General features: G+C 30.9%; 15 protein-coding genes. 14 read left to right on the top strand and 1 reads right to left on the bottom strand.

The features are described from left to right. Positions 1 to 5: 5 nt before the first annotated feature. From AC0IXC_RS04425 to AC0IXC_RS04380, 10 genes are all read left to right on the top strand, one after another. Positions 6 to 641 (top strand): SDR family oxidoreductase, encoded by a 636-nt coding sequence (locus AC0IXC_RS04425; protein WP_193654417.1) that lies wholly within the window; start codon positions 6 to 8, stop codon positions 639 to 641. A 14-nt stretch (positions 642 to 655) separates the two neighbouring features. After that, positions 656 to 1,396 carry a class I SAM-dependent methyltransferase gene (locus AC0IXC_RS04420; protein ID WP_471652636.1) on the top strand — a complete coding sequence of 247 codons (741 nt, stop codon included), beginning with the start codon at positions 656 to 658 and terminating at the stop codon, positions 1,394 to 1,396. A 27-nt stretch (positions 1,397 to 1,423) separates the two neighbouring features. After that, positions 1,424 to 2,272 carry a GNAT family N-acetyltransferase gene (locus AC0IXC_RS04415; RefSeq protein ID WP_078177076.1) on the top strand — a complete coding sequence of 283 codons (849 nt, stop codon included), beginning with the start codon at positions 1,424 to 1,426 and terminating at the stop codon, positions 2,270 to 2,272. 192 nt (positions 2,273 to 2,464) lie between these two features. Further along, positions 2,465 to 3,028, top strand: coding sequence for a class I SAM-dependent methyltransferase (locus AC0IXC_RS04410; RefSeq protein ID WP_471652635.1), 564 nt, complete (start codon positions 2,465 to 2,467; stop codon positions 3,026 to 3,028). Between the two features lie 445 nt (positions 3,029 to 3,473). Then, a complete protein-coding gene (locus tag AC0IXC_RS04405) occupies positions 3,474 to 3,953 on the top strand; it encodes an SRPBCC family protein (RefSeq protein WP_078177077.1) in 480 nt (159 codons plus the stop codon). A 79-nt stretch (positions 3,954 to 4,032) separates the two neighbouring features. Further along, positions 4,033 to 7,203 carry an ATP-binding cassette domain-containing protein gene (locus AC0IXC_RS04400; RefSeq protein ID WP_471652634.1) on the top strand — a complete coding sequence of 1,057 codons (3,171 nt, stop codon included), beginning with the start codon at positions 4,033 to 4,035 and terminating at the stop codon, positions 7,201 to 7,203. Positions 7,204 to 7,657: 454 nt separating this feature from the next. Then, positions 7,658 to 7,999 (top strand): PadR family transcriptional regulator, encoded by a 342-nt coding sequence (locus AC0IXC_RS04395; protein ID WP_002085418.1) that lies wholly within the window; start codon positions 7,658 to 7,660, stop codon positions 7,997 to 7,999. Continuing rightward, on the top strand, positions 7,996 to 8,511 hold the full coding sequence (locus AC0IXC_RS04390) for a DUF1129 domain-containing protein (RefSeq protein ID WP_098168227.1): 516 nt from the start codon (positions 7,996 to 7,998) through the stop codon (positions 8,509 to 8,511). Before AC0IXC_RS04395 ends, AC0IXC_RS04390 begins: the two co-directional genes overlap by 4 nt. Before the next feature lies 1 nt (position 8,512). Further along, the gene (locus AC0IXC_RS04385; protein ID WP_341085844.1) at positions 8,513 to 9,964 is read left to right on the top strand and encodes a serine hydrolase domain-containing protein; all 1,452 of its coding nucleotides are present in this window, start codon (positions 8,513 to 8,515) and stop codon (positions 9,962 to 9,964) included. Between the two features lie 222 nt (positions 9,965 to 10,186). Next, a complete protein-coding gene (locus tag AC0IXC_RS04380) occupies positions 10,187 to 10,762 on the top strand; it encodes an NUDIX hydrolase (RefSeq protein WP_078185743.1) in 576 nt (191 codons plus the stop codon). A 42-nt stretch (positions 10,763 to 10,804) separates the two neighbouring features. Here the strand turns inward: AC0IXC_RS04380 and AC0IXC_RS04375 are convergent, their stop codons facing one another. Further along, positions 10,805 to 11,521 carry an SDR family oxidoreductase gene (locus AC0IXC_RS04375; protein WP_002032271.1) on the bottom strand — a complete coding sequence of 239 codons (717 nt, stop codon included), beginning with the start codon at positions 11,519 to 11,521 and terminating at the stop codon, positions 10,805 to 10,807. Positions 11,522 to 11,707: 186 nt separating this feature from the next. Between AC0IXC_RS04375 and AC0IXC_RS04370 the strand changes: the two genes are divergently transcribed. From AC0IXC_RS04370 to AC0IXC_RS04355, 4 genes are all read left to right on the top strand, one after another. After that, a complete protein-coding gene (locus AC0IXC_RS04370) occupies positions 11,708 to 12,055 on the top strand; it encodes a winged helix-turn-helix transcriptional regulator (protein ID WP_002141868.1) in 348 nt (115 codons plus the stop codon). Between the two features lie 287 nt (positions 12,056 to 12,342). Further along, complete coding sequence (locus AC0IXC_RS04365; protein WP_471652633.1) at positions 12,343 to 13,095, top strand: class I SAM-dependent methyltransferase; 753 nt, start codon at positions 12,343 to 12,345, stop codon at positions 13,093 to 13,095. Between the two features lie 136 nt (positions 13,096 to 13,231). Continuing rightward, positions 13,232 to 14,065: an alpha/beta hydrolase gene (locus AC0IXC_RS04360; RefSeq protein WP_002032274.1), complete on the top strand. Its 834-nt coding sequence runs from the start codon at positions 13,232 to 13,234 to the stop codon at positions 14,063 to 14,065. 117 nt (positions 14,066 to 14,182) lie between these two features. Beyond that, positions 14,183 to 14,977 carry a VOC family protein gene (locus AC0IXC_RS04355; protein ID WP_471652632.1) on the top strand — a complete coding sequence of 265 codons (795 nt, stop codon included), beginning with the start codon at positions 14,183 to 14,185 and terminating at the stop codon, positions 14,975 to 14,977. Positions 14,978 to 15,044 lie beyond the last annotated feature (67 nt).

The following is a 15,044-nucleotide window of genomic DNA, read 5'->3' as shown; positions in this document are numbered from 1 at the left end:
TAATAATGGAAAATACAAATAAAATAGCAATTCTTGGTGCGAATGGAAAAGTCGGAAAATTTCTAGTAAATCAAGCGTTAGAAAAGGGCTATCAAGTACGAATATTAACGAGAAATTCTAAAAATATGACGATAACCAATAAAAATATAGAGCCTATCAGTGGGGATGCCCGTGATTTGTCAGCCATACAGGAATTACTTCAAGGGTGTAAAGCTGTGATTAATGCGGTAGGTCAGCCGAAAAATGAATCTTATATTTTTAGTACAGTTACGGAACATATTTTAAAAGTAATGAAGGAATATGAAATGAAGCGCTATATTCTTATTTCTGGAGGATCCTTAAATGTAAAAGGGGATCAGAAGGGAATTACAAATAAAATAGGGGCTAATTTGTTTCAATTATTTCTTCCAAAGATGATGCAGGATAAATATAAAGAATTGCAAATTATACAAAGTAGTGAAGTAGATTGGACAATTGTTAGATTACCCTTTGTTATAGAAGGAAATGGTACTGGTGATATTAAAGAGAGTTTAGTAGATATGCCAGGAATCAAAATTCAAAATGGGGATATTGCACCGTTTGTTATAAAACAAGTAAATAGTGAGACATATGTAGGAAAATGTCCACTCATTTCAAATTAAGAGGTGAATTATAATTGCATATGTATTATGGAGAACTTTGTACAAAGATATATGAAAGTGATAAATCAATTGCAGCCGGAAAAGAATTGGATTTTTATCTTTCTTTTGTAAAAGATAAAAATATACATGTGTTAGAACCAATGTGCGGAAATGGTAGAATGTTAATTCCCTTTATGCAAAATGGTGTGAATATAGAAGGGTTCGATATTTCGAAAGATATGCTTAAAGTTTGTAAAGATAAAGCAGAAAAATTAAACTTAAAACCGGTTGTGTCACAAGGAAGAATAGAAGAATATCATAGTGATAAAAAATACGATCTTATTATGATTCCTATCGGTTCATTTTCACTTTTACCAAATAATTTAGTAGACAATAGTCTTCAAAATATGAAAAACAACTTAAAGGAAAATGGCAAATTACTTCTGACAATTGTACAAGGTGGAAGTGAGACAGAACAAATTTTAGATTGGATAGAGACAAATAGAAAAGAAATTAACAATGAATTAATTGTTGAGTATAGAAAAGTTTCATATGATAAGGCGGAAAAACTTCTAAATATTATACTGAAATATGAAATCATTCATGATGAGAAAATAAAAGAAACTGAGATTATGGATTTTCCTATAAGACTATATGATTTAAAAGAATTTGAAAATATACTTATTACTAATGGGTTTAGTCAAATTGTTGTTCATGAAATAAAAGATGGATATGGTGAAGGTAATTCATTTCATGTATTTGAATGCAGTTTATAACAAGTCAAAGTGGGGGATTATACTTATATGATTCAATACAAAAGATGTAGTGAAGTAAGTATAGATTTAGTGTATAAAGCTTTTAAGGATGGATTTTCAGATTACATCATTAAACTTGAAGTTTCAAAAGAAGATTTTATAAAAAGATTTTTTGGGCCAGAAGGGAATTCGCTAGAACACTCCTTTCTTGCTTTAGACGGTGACAAATCTGTTGGTGTAATACTTGGTGGTATTAAGGTATATGAAAGTATAAAAACAATGCGCTGCGGAACATTAGCTGTTCATCCAGAATTTCGAGGCATTGGTGTAAGTCAAAAGTTATTTGAGTTACATAAAGAAGAAGCGACACAAAATAAATGTAAGCAGCTTTTTCTTGAAGTTATTGTAGGAAACGATCGGGCGATTCATTTTTATAACAAATTAGGTTATGAAAAAGTATATGATCTTTCTTATTATAATTTAAATGATTTAACTAAAATAATGAATAAAGGTAATAAAAATATTGAAGTAAAACAATTAGAATTTCCAACATTTAAAGTTGAAATTCAGAAATGGCTAAGCTTCCATATAAATTGGCAAAATGATATTGATTATATCGAAAAAACAAATCATACATTTTACGGTGCATATGTTGATAGTGATATAAAAGGTTCTGTATGTGTAAATGAACAAGGAAAAATTAGTTTTATTTTCATAGACAAAGATTATAGAAATATTGGTGTTGGGACGAAATTATTACAGGTAGCAAGTGAAGAATTAAAGTTATCAAGTTTATCAATTGGGTTCCCAAACAACAATTTACTGGAAGGGTTTTTAAAGAAATCTGGATTTGAAAAGAATTCTTTAGCACAATATGAAATGTATTTATTGCTATAAAAAGCGGAGGGAATTATTCTTTTCGCTCTTTATTTTGCACTATAAACGTTTTTGCTGTATGTGGGAGGATAAGTAAAAACAACAGAAGTTTTGTTACCTATCTTATTGAGCTAACTGGCACTTTAGTTGAAAAAGGAAAATGTATAGTAAACATAGAATATATTAATACATTAAAAGATTTATGAGGTGAAAGTGATGGCAATTAAGCAAGACGAAATTAAAGTAGTAGTCGGAGCTGGAGTATTTAATAATAATCCAGGTTGGGTTCAAACGCAAGAAGATGAACTTAATTTACTAGACAATACCACTTGGGAAGAAAGATTTGAATACAATTCCATTTCAGCTATTTTAGCAGAGCATGTATGGGAACATCTTACTTTTGAAGAAGGTGTAAAAGCAGCTGAAATTTGCTATAAATTTTTAAAGCCATCAGGTCATATTCGGTGCGGAGTGCCTGATGCATTTTTCCGAGATGAAACCTACCAAAATATGGTTCAAATAGGCGGCCCTGGCCCGAAAGACCACCCAGCTGCAAGCCATAAAATCGTACATAATTATAAAACATTAACGAAAATGTTTGAAATTGCTGGATTTGAGGTAGTTTTACTTGAATATTGTGATGAAAATGGTCAATTTTATTACACAGAATGGGATGCGAATGACGGCGTTATTTTCCGTCCGAAAAGGTATGATTCTAGAAATAGAGGCGATAAACTTGGTTTTCCATCGCTAATTGTTGACGCGATTAAAAGGTAAGTCATTCACCTAAAATAGGTGTTAGTTCTATCAGTTCATGAGTCGCAAATGCGGCTTTTTTTATTTGCTTTGTAAACCTACGTTTAGCAAGGAATTAGACATACATAATAAGTGATTTTGAACATTACATAACTTGATTTGAATACTATATTAGCTCTTATTAACACCATTTATCTTAAAGGAAATTGCTTTTAAATATTTAATGGAAATATCATATAAAGTAAATAAATCAACGTTTTCTCATGTTGAATTTTTTTGCGGAAATGTTGAGGTACGCCTATTGTAATAAACACATGGAGAGAATATATAATAAATCAATCAATGTTCAAGATACCATTCACACATTAAATTAATATTTCATTGCCATAGAGATTTCTTTTATACATAAATTCGTGTAAAATAAAACAGGAACATACATTCTGTACAAGAGTAGGAGGAAATAAATATGTTGGCTGAAATAGAGAAACAAATTGATGGCTATATTATAAAATTTGAACGCCAATTTCCCAATACAATAGAGGAAGTTTGGTCTGTTTTAACTGAAAACAGCAAGCTTAAAAAATGGATGTCTAATTTACAGATTGAAAACCTTAAAACAGGTGGAATTATAAAGTTCGACATGATGGATGGTTCATTTTTAAATATTGATATTTTAGAGTGCCAACTAAATTCAGTACTTGAATTCACATGGGATAAAGATCGTGTCCGATTTGAAATACATAAAGAGAAAAATGGTGCTCTTTTACTACTTAAAGAATACATTCATGAATTAACTGATCATACACCAAAAGATATAGCTGGTTGGCATATTTGTTTAGATCTTTTTTCTTCCGTTTTAGAAGGAGAAGAGAAGGTGTTTTCAAAAGATGAGTGGGAGTATTGGTTTGATAATTATAAGGTTAAGGTTGATGAGTTGAAAGATTAGGGATTAAATTCATGGTATTTATTATGTAATTATTATCTTATAAAAATGATTTTTAAAAACAATAAGAATAGAGGTTAATATGAAAGTAAATCAATTAATTGCTAATAACATAAATAAACTAGATACTGTTATTCCGTTTAATAAATCACTTGGTATTGCTGGTTTATCTGGATCTGGAAAAACAACTCTTTGTCAAACAATTGGTGAAGAATCAAAGAAGCGTCTAGTTTCCTTATTGCCAAAGGCTGAATATCAATATTTATTTCCTAATATTATGGAAACTAATTTTAGTGCAATTAAAATGGAAGAAATGCCTTTAGTACTTTTTTTAGGGAAATCATCAATTTCTTCCAATCCGCGTTCGACGATTGGTACTCATACAGGTGTTTTTAAAGAGATTCGTGAAAAATTAGCGGAAGAATTTAATCTTTCTCCTGAAGTCTTTTCATTTAATAATCAATTAGGTTGGTGTGCTGGCTGTAAAGGGCGTGGTACAACTAAAAATATTGAGTGTAAAAAATGTAAGGGGAAACGTTATAGTGAAGAAGTTGAACAACGTACTATTGAGTTATTTGCTGAATCACATACAATTTCGGATATTAACGATTTAAGTGTTGAATCTATTCTTTCACTAGCAGAAGAATTAAATATTAGTGAAGCAAAACAACATATACTGCAAAATATTATCAATATGAACATTGGTTATTTAACATTAAATCGAATTATGGGTACGTTGTCAGGTGGAGAATTAACACGACTTTACTTAGCTGAATTCATGGCAGTAAGTGAAAATGCTGTAATTATTATTGATGAGATTTCCGTGGGGCTTGATAATGAAACATTGTTACAAATATTAGAAGAGATCAAGCAATTAGGGTGTAAAAATCAAATCTGGCTCATTGATCATTCAGATACAGTACTGGATACAACAGATGAGCAATTGTTCTTCGGACCTGGTAGCGGAAAATATGGTGGACAAATCGTGAAAGAATCACCAAGGCCAAAGCCAATACTATCGGAACGAAATTACAAAATGCCAACAGAATATTATACATTCCATGAATTATATTGCCGAAATATCCAAATGACTGAGTTTCAGATTCCTAAAAATAGACTTGTAACTGTTACAGGAGAGTCTGGATGCGGGAAATCTACACTTGTCAATGAGTGTTTAGCTACAGATTTCTTGAAACGATATCCAAAAGATAAACTAGTTATGGTAGGGCAAGATCGAAACCAATCGATTACAAGTCGATCAACTGTAGCAACTTTCTTAGATATTAAAAAGAAACTGACAAAGTATAGTGAAGAAATTGATGATATTTTTGAGCGCTCAATTGAGGATATTATTGATGAAATTCCAAACGAAGATATTGCGTATAAACGCTTGAGCCTACTAATCAAATTAGGACTGGGCTATTTAACATTAGAACGAAAAACACAAACATTATCAACGGGTGAGTTTCAATGTGTTCATTTAGTTTCTGAGTTATTTGCAAAAACAAGAAATCCACATACATTGTTTATTTTTGATGAGCCTTCAAAAGGTTTATCGCAAAATATTTTAAATCAATTTATAGATAGTGTTAGAGGGATATTACAAGATGAATCAGTCTCTATCATAATGATTGAGCATAACAGTTACATGCTAGAAAGTTCTGATTATATTGTTGATTTTGGAAAAAGACAGGTTGAATCTATAGAGCATCTTGATGTAGTAAGTCATGAGGATTATTATCGTCAAAAAAGAAGTGTGAATAATGCTGAACAAGTACACATTTCTTCAACGCTTAAGCGTAAAGAAGGAGTTCACTATTTAAAAGAAAATCATATTAACTATTTTAAAAATGCTGAAAACGTTTATAAGGGTGGTATTTTAAAAAGCTTATCATCAATGGCACGATTAATTTATGGTGAATATGAATCTGATACAATGGCACCTGTTGTTGCTATTGATCTCGAAAGACATTTGTATAGTCAATATAGTTTCTTATATGAAATTGGTGGATTGATCAATCATATTGTAGCTGCTCATCCGACTAATAAAGATACGAGAAGCTTCGATTTCTATTCTCAGGATAATCATTGCCCATCATGTTCCGGACGTCTTCAAATTGAAGTTTTTGATAAAGAAATTACAATTCAAGATAAAAATGTTCCATTTTGGGATGGTCTATTCGATCCGGAAATCATGAAAGTATTAAAATTTTATCAATATGAAAAAATAGAATTTCTATTTGAAGAAATTAAAAATGAGCTTGGTCATGATTTGTCAAAGAGCTATAATGATATGTCTGAGGAAGAAAAACATACATTTTGGTACGGCTATTTTGATAAGTCCTTTTATGATAAGAAAGGAAAGACACGTAGAACATGGGTAGGATTTAATACGATTATTGGCGGGTATATTGTTATTTCAAAAGCAGCTATTAAAGAAGATATTAAGACTTCTAAAGAAATGATGAAATGTCCAATTTGTAAGGGGACTTTATTAAATCACCACAAACCACTTAATTTTGGAGATACAGATATTCGTGAAATTATTAATCAGCCGCTTAACGAAGTATTAAAAATTGTAGGAGATTTGCCTGTACTCGTCAAATTGAAATCTATCGTAGGTGACGATATGATTATGACAGAAGATGTTTCTTTATTACCTAGAAATATACAAGTCGCACTGAAAATGTTTGAATTAGAACAAGCAAGCTTTTCAAATTATGAAATGGTGTTACAAAATGTTTTACCATTCTGGGATGAAATAAAAGGAAATATAGAATCCATTTGCTTCAACAATCAAGTAACTATTTGTGATTTTCCTAATGTTTATGAAACAAGAGAAACCATTATAGATAAGTATTTCACAAATGGTAAATATAAAAAACTAACATATGTATACGAAGCATTTGGTTACAAAAAATTAGTTACCCAAATTAATAAAATTAAAAAAAGCAACCAGTGTCCATTCTGTAACGGTAAGAAAGTTATAACCGAAGATAATCTACATGATGGCGTGTTTAAATTAACAATTCCATGTATAACTTGTAATGCAAGTGGTATTAATGATGAAGGGCTTAAAGAAATCGTTGATGGAATAGATGTGCAAACATGGTTAACCGGAAAAGTTAGTGATGTTGTGGATGAAAGCTTACGAACTGAGGATGTTGCAGACATTCTAATATTTAATCGAATTCGTGAGTTGAATAAGCGAGAAATGATGGCAGTTTATGAGTGTCTTGAGAAAAATAATTAAATTAAGAAGAATAAAAAATAGTGGTCAGTTAGGGATTAAAAACTCATTTGCAATAATCTGCAAATGAGTTTTTATGTTGAAGAAGAGTTTCTTTAAACGTGTTAAGGTAGATAGATAATAGAGCAAGAAAAATCTATTTGTAATACCAATATAAATTATTCTTAAATTTTAAACTGAAAGGTATTACAGGTTGGCATTTATGTTTAAGTTTTGTTAGTCTTTCTAAGATGTAAATACATTTATCTGCGAGAGTTAGTTTTAAATCGTTAATTATAATCATTTATTATATAATTATTGACGTATAAAAATGTTTTTTCGGGATAATAATTTAGGTTATTTGGATAATAACAAAAGGAATATGCTACTTTTTTAGTGATTGTATAATTATTAGAATTTTTAAATTTAACAGAAATATATACTTGAATGAAGTATATATTTCTGTTAAATTTATCGTATGGATAGAACAAGTTTAATTAAAGGGAATTTAGAAATGTGTGTATTGTCTATTTTGTCTACAAAGAAAAGTTATGGTTATGAAATTATGAAAGAACTCGAAGTACATAATTTAAAATTGAAAGGAGTAGGAAGTATTTATCCCATTTTAACTAAACTGAAAAATCAAGAGTGGGTTAATACTTATCAAGAGGTGACGGATAGTGGTAAAGTTAGGATTTATTATGAAATTAATGAAAATGGAAAATTACGTCTTGAGAAGAAAGTTAATGAATGGTTAGAGTTGCAATCTGATATTAAAATATTATTAAAGAGTGGTTTGAAAGGAGACCTTCTGAAATGAGGAGTGAATTAAAAGATAAAGAACAGCAATTTTTAACAGGCGTACTTAAGGAATTAAAGCAATATGATATAAGTTTAGAAGAAAGGGAAAATATTAAACAACAAATTTTAGAGCATATCCAAGAATGTCGTGAACATGGTGAGGAAAGTATAAATGACCTAGGAACGCCTCAATTATTTGTTCAAGACTTTTTGGAGATAAATGAAATTGATCTGCGAGTGAAAATGAAACAACTTCAAAATATAAATAAAAAATCTAATACATTAATCATAATTGGCATATTTGTCGCATTTATTACATACCTCATTTCACAAACTACACTTTCAATATTTTTAACTGAATCCCTTAATCCAACCAACAGTGAAAATAACTTTAATTTTAATCTTTTATATCGAATAGCAGAAAATCAATGGTGGAACTCTATATTAATAATGATTAGTTTAATGGTTTCTTTATTAATATCAATAATTTTAGTAATTTATAAAAAAAGAAAGTTATCCGAAGTACATTAAGATGAAGATATCGAAATATAAATTGTTTCTAATTTGTATAGTTTGTAATGTATTAATGTTATGTATTGCACATTCAAAAGTTTACGCTCAGCAAAATATTAGAGTTACTTTAGATATTTATATTGAAAAATTTTTAAAGGAACATAAAATTCCAGGAGCTTCAGTAGCTATTGTACATAATAGAGATGTATTTTACACAAAATTATGGGGGGTTACTGGAGAATCTGAAAAAAAGATAACTAGAAAAACACCATTTGCGATTGGCTCAATAAGTAAATCTTTAACAGCTTTAGCTATAGTCAAGTTAATAGAAGATAAAAAAATAAAATTAGAGGATTCAGTTCAACAACATCTTCCTTCGTTTAAACTAAAAGATACACAATCAACTTCAAATATAACAATCCAACATCTACTAACTCATACAAGTGGAATAAACACATATGAAGGCTTAGCATTATCAGATAAACAATTGAAGAATTCTAAAGCATTAAAGGAAAATGTAATGAAACTTTCAAAAGTAAAATTAAATGCCCCACCAGGTGAAAAATATCAATATAGTAATGCAAATTATATGATACTTGGTGCCCTTATTGAGGCAGTCACAAATGAAACATATTCTTCATATATAGAAAAGCATGTTTTTCAGCCTTTAAAAATGAATGGCGCAGCGGCAAATAAAGAAAGTGCATATGAAAAAGGCTATTTAACAGGTTATCAGTCGTTGTTTGGTATACCAAGAAAAAGTGTAGTGTCTTATGATAATGCTGGAGCACCGTATGGTTATATTACCGCGAATTTGGAAGATATGATTCAATTTATAATGTTTTTGAATCACCAAGACCACACTCGATTTTTAAAGAAAGAAAGCATGGATCTTTATCTATCACCGCTTTATAAAATAAATTCAGAAAAAAGTTATGGGTTTGGATTAAGAACAACAAATATAAATGTAAGCGAAACGATGGTTTGGCATTCAGGATCAACGCCTGATGCTCGTGCAGAAATGTTTACTTTAAATAAAAGTGGCTGGGCTGGTGTGATTTTAACGAATAAAAATCATGTATTAGAAGAAACAGCACTAACGGTATTGAAAAAGGGGATTATTAGTATTTTGAATGGGGAAAAACCTGGTGATATCCCTAAAAACATACCATTCACACAAATTGTTATGTCGATAGTCACACTCTCACTCATTATTACATCAATTATGTTAATGAAAAAGTATAAACGTAAGAAAACTTGTAAAAAACAAACTTGGCTGTTCGTTGGGAGTATATTTCTACTATTATCTAGTATTTTGATCCCACTTCTTATTTATTGCACAAATTCACCGTGGCATACGATTAAATTGTTTGCAGCAGATGTAGCTTTACTCGCTAGTATTACAGTAATATTATTAGCTGTGAACGGACTAATATCAATATTTATAGCCCTGAGGAGCAAGAAAGTATAAGGATAAATAATTAAAGAAATATAATTAAAGTTGTTAAAAATAGTTGACTCTCACACAATGTCAATATTTAAGATAAAGTTGAGTTTCGAAGTAGATGTAAATCCCAAAATCTAAAAATTGCATTCCTTTTAAAGGTTGCAACAGACCATAAATTAAACTTAGTAGACATGCAAATCTAAATAGTAGTGTTTCATAATGTTTTAATGATTTGGAGGGGAAATTTTGATAGATATTAATAGAGACGTAAGAACATCTGGCGCGTATGTTCTTTATAATAATCTATTTATTTTTCAAGTTGGTCCAACAAGAAAAGGCGATACATTAGGTGTAGTAAGGCTGGGAGGCCATAAAGAAAACAATGAGACAGCAGTAGAAACCGCTAAAAGAGAAGTGAAAGAAGAAGCTGCTATTGATATTACTATATTGAGTTCACCAAGTACATACTACAAAGAGAATTGGAATGCACAATCAAAGAAAATAAAAGTAGAAAATGAAGTCGCTCCAATATTAATTATTGATAGTCCATATGAAACTTTATCTATTATGTATATTGCACATTCAGAAAATGAACCAAATCCATCTTCTGAAACAAACGGACTATTATTACTTTCAGTAAGTGATATTAGGCTAATTTGTAGTAAGGAAATAACACTAAACGATTATATTAAGCAAGGTGGAATGGCTATATTGAAAGAAAAAATGGATAAGGAGTTAATCTTACAACCTTTTCCTCAACTTTTGTTTTTAGCAGAACTTTTAAAAAAGGATCCTGTATTACTTCAGCAGTTTCTAAATTAGCAACAAAAGCCACCTTAATAAGGGGCTTTTGTTTTAAATAATTTAATGGTATGTGTATCCTCCATCAGGAAATAATACATTACCTGTAGTAAAACCATTTTGCATTAAATACAGGACAGTATGTGCAATTTCATCATTATACCCAGGTCTCTGTACAAGAGAAAGAGATTTATAATCTTCATAAGCAGCTAGTCTTTTCTCACTTTGTTCATTCTCTCTTCGTATCGTTCCAGGAGAAACAACATTAACTCTAATAGGAGCTAATTCAACAGCTAAAGCTTTCCCTAAGCTTTCAATAGCACCATTACAAGCGCCATAAGCAGGTGCACCTTTAAGTGGCCTTTGACTAAATGCACCGGACATTAACACGATAGATCCAGAGTTTGAAAGAAAAGGAATCGCATATTTTACGGCGTAATATTGTGGCCAAAACTTTCCGATAAAGCTGCTTTCAGCAATTTCCTCTGTAGCGGTTATTGGTCCAAGTGTGTAAGAGGCTCCCGGTGTGAATAAATGATCAAAATTCCCAACTGTCTTGAAAAAATCTTGTAATTGCTCTTTATTTTGATTATCCAATACATAAGTTTGAAGATGGTTGTTATTTATTAATTCTCGAGAAATTTTTAATTTTTCTTCCGAGCGTCCTGCAATAATAACATGTGCGCCTTGTTCGATTGCTTGTTTTGCTGTTACTAATCCAATACCAGAGCTTCCACCAATGATAACGATACGAGTATCTTTTAATGTAGTAATAGACATATTTTAGCCCCTCCTTTAATAAAAACTTTAAAATAAAACTGCTATGCTTTTATTATTCGCTAAAAGATTGCAAGTGAAAAGTACGCACTTTATATGTACATAGTCGCAAATTTCGTACTAATCGCTTGTTATATGGATACATAATATAAAAAATTACTCATTATAATTTATGATTTGAGGGGAGTGGTGAGGAAAGTGAATTTAGAGGAACCAAAATTAAAAGGGGTAATAGCGACATTACAAATAATCGGTGGGAAATGGAAGCCACTCATTTTATTTATATTATTAACAGATGGAACGAAACGGTTTGGTGAATTAAAGCGATTAATGCCAGGCATTTCTCAAGGAACATTAGCGAAGCAGCTTCGTGAATTAGAGCACGATCAACTAATAAAACGCGAAATTTATCAAGAAATACCACCTAAAGTGGAATATAGCTTAACTGAGCATGGAAAAACAGTCAGTATTGTTTTGGATAGTATGTGTGGTTGGGGAAGAGGACATTTAGAATATATCGATAAAAACAAACTATAATATTATTATGTAAACTAAATGGGGTTTGTCGAAACATATCGTTTTAGTAATTTGTATTTTATAATATATAATTAAATAGTGTTATAGGTTATTATATATGCAGTCTTCCAGATGAAGTAATATAGATGAAATGCTGTATCGTTCGAAGTAACTAGTTGTTCGGGGCTGAAAAAATGCGTAGCAGATATAAAAGAAGACGTAGGCCCTTTCACGATAATATCAACTATGAGTCTATTTCGAGAATCATCTAAACAGTTAATGCATTTTTACAAAGGGGAAATAATAACATGAATGAATTAGAGTATAAAAGTTTTTATGATAAAGTGGGACGATTAAATGGGTGGGACTTTAGTAAGCTAAAGTGTGAAACTGTAGGTGACACTTGGGACTTTTATGGCGAAGTGCAAGAAAGATGTAAACCATCAGATATTCTACTTGATGTTGGCACAGGTGGAGGAGAGAATATATTAAAAATAGCATCTTCAGCCGCATTACTGATTGGAATAGATAACTCTAAAGGAATGATCAAAACAGCACATTCCAATTCGAATAAAGCAGGTGTACAAAATGTTGAATTTCTTCAAATGGATTCGGAATTTTTAACGTTTCCGCATGCTCATTTTGATATTACTTCAAGTTGTCATGCGCCGTTTGTAGCACCTGAATTGGCAAAAGTAATGAAAAAAGGTGCTTTTTTCTTAACACAACAAGTTAGCGAACATGATAAATTAAATCTTAAAGAAGCATTTGGTAGAGGGCAATGTTTAGGTGAAAGAGATGGTACGTTAAAAGATAATTATATGGGTGAACTTATTAGTGCAGGATTTGAACTCGTACAAGTACGTGAATATGATGTTACTGATTATTACAGTACTCCTGAGGATCTTATTTTCTTATTAAAACATACGCCTATTATTCCTAGATTTGGAGAAAAAGAAGAGGACTTTAATATTTTACAAAAGTTCATTGACGCTAATAGTTCCGAAAAAGGTATTCGTACGAATTCAAAAAGGTTTATGATTATTGCTGTTAAATCATAGTGTATTTTAACGTAAAAGCTGATTTTCTTTAAAAGAAAATCAGCTTTTTTTGTGGAAAAGAATGCAGGGGAAACTTAAAAATCATAGAAATAGGTAAAGTGATAATCTAAAAATTGAAATATAGGGGATAATTATTTTGAAACGTTACTATATTAACAACGAAAAAATAAACGCGCATATTACTGAGTGGGGAAATAATGAAAAGCCCGTTATCTTTTGTTTACATGGGTTAGGTAGTACGAGTTTAAGTTTTATAGAAATTGCAGAGGAATTAAAGGAAGAGTATAGATTTATCTCCATTGATGCACCTGGGCATGGTAAAACACCGCCCTTTGAAAGAACGGAAGATTGTGAGATGCTGAATTTAGCAAACTGGTTAAATGAAATAATAAATGAACTGAGAATTGAACATTTCTATTTTTTATCACATTCGTGGGGAAGTTTTGTAGCACTATTTTATTTATTAAATAATCCAGAAAAAGTACTAGGAAGCATTCTTATTGATGGAGGATATCAAACAAAAAGGCTTCAAGAAGAAACGCTTGAAGAGGAAATCGCGTATTACGAAAAGGATTTTGAAGAATATATTTTTAATAATTGGGATGGATTTTTCAAAAGTGAAAAAGAAGCATATACTAGGTGGTCTCCATTATTAGAAGTTGCTGTAAAAGATCTAGGGATTGAAATGGATAATAAAGTATGTTGGCATGCGAGAGGTACAACAGCTGGTAATATAATAAGAGGTATGCATAAAGATGAAACGATAGATATTTACGAGAAGTTACCATCTAATATTGTATTACTTCGAGCTACACTACCGCAGATATGGGATGATTATAGAGAAAAGACAGTAAAAATTTTCAAGTTAAAAACTGGCGCGAAAGTAAAATTAATCTTTGATACTACACATTTGTTACACTGGGATAAACCAGAAGTTGTTATAGAGGAAATAAAAAGTAATTGGAGCTAACATATTCATACTAAAGTTGTAGTTTTTACACGGAAAATCCACCCTTCGGTTTGATTTTATCTATTTATAAGTGTAATACAATAAGAATAGATAATAAGAAACAAGGGGGAATGTAAAGTGATTACACATATATCAGATATAAAACTACAAACGGTTTCTATAGAAGGGGTAAAACAAGTCTATAAAGACATATTATCTTTTCCAATAAAAAAAGAAACCGCATCATATATTCAATTTGAAGTAACACCGTATACAACAATTAGTTTTCAAGAAGTGTATGAAGCAATTGCACCTGCGCATTTCGCTTTTGAGATCCCATATTCAAAATTTCATGAAACGGCAAAATGGCTTAAAGAGTCTGGATTACTCATTGTGAAATGGAAAGATGGTCATACAATTGGTGAGGAGAGCGGTCTATTCAATTTATACTTTAAAGATGGTGATGGAAATCTTCTCGAAATTATCGCACATAGTTATGTTAAAGAAGAGGTAATAGTCCCGCATTCACCGTTAAACATTTTATACGTAAGGGAAATTGGTCTTCCGGTTAAAAGTGTACCTGTATTTACGGAATGGTTGAAATCAAATCTAGACATGAAAACGAAGGAAGATGGGGATATTTTCAACTTTGTTATAGGTGGCACTGCATATATCGTTGCAACCTGGTGGCAGCGACCGTGGATTCCAATCGCGATGAAAGCTTTACCACCGAAAGTACATGTTTCATTCGGAACACCGGATCATGCGTTTTTACAACAAATCCAAAATAACTTTAAGAAAAATGGTGTTCCATTTGAAAGTAAACATACCGAAGTAGTGTTTATTCAACAAGGGTATTCATTTTCTGTTTTGCATACACCGGAGTTTCATTCCGATATTCCTAGAAAATTAAACTTACCACTTTCTATATAATTATAGGGAGGGGGAAGTTTTTTTATTTTCATGAAGAAGGGTTTCAGTATAATTACACTGAATTTAT

The organism is Bacillus sp. AC266 (genome assembly GCF_979253805.1).
The sequence above is the reverse complement of the archived record's forward strand: the minus strand, read 5'-3'. Positions and strand labels throughout refer to the sequence as shown.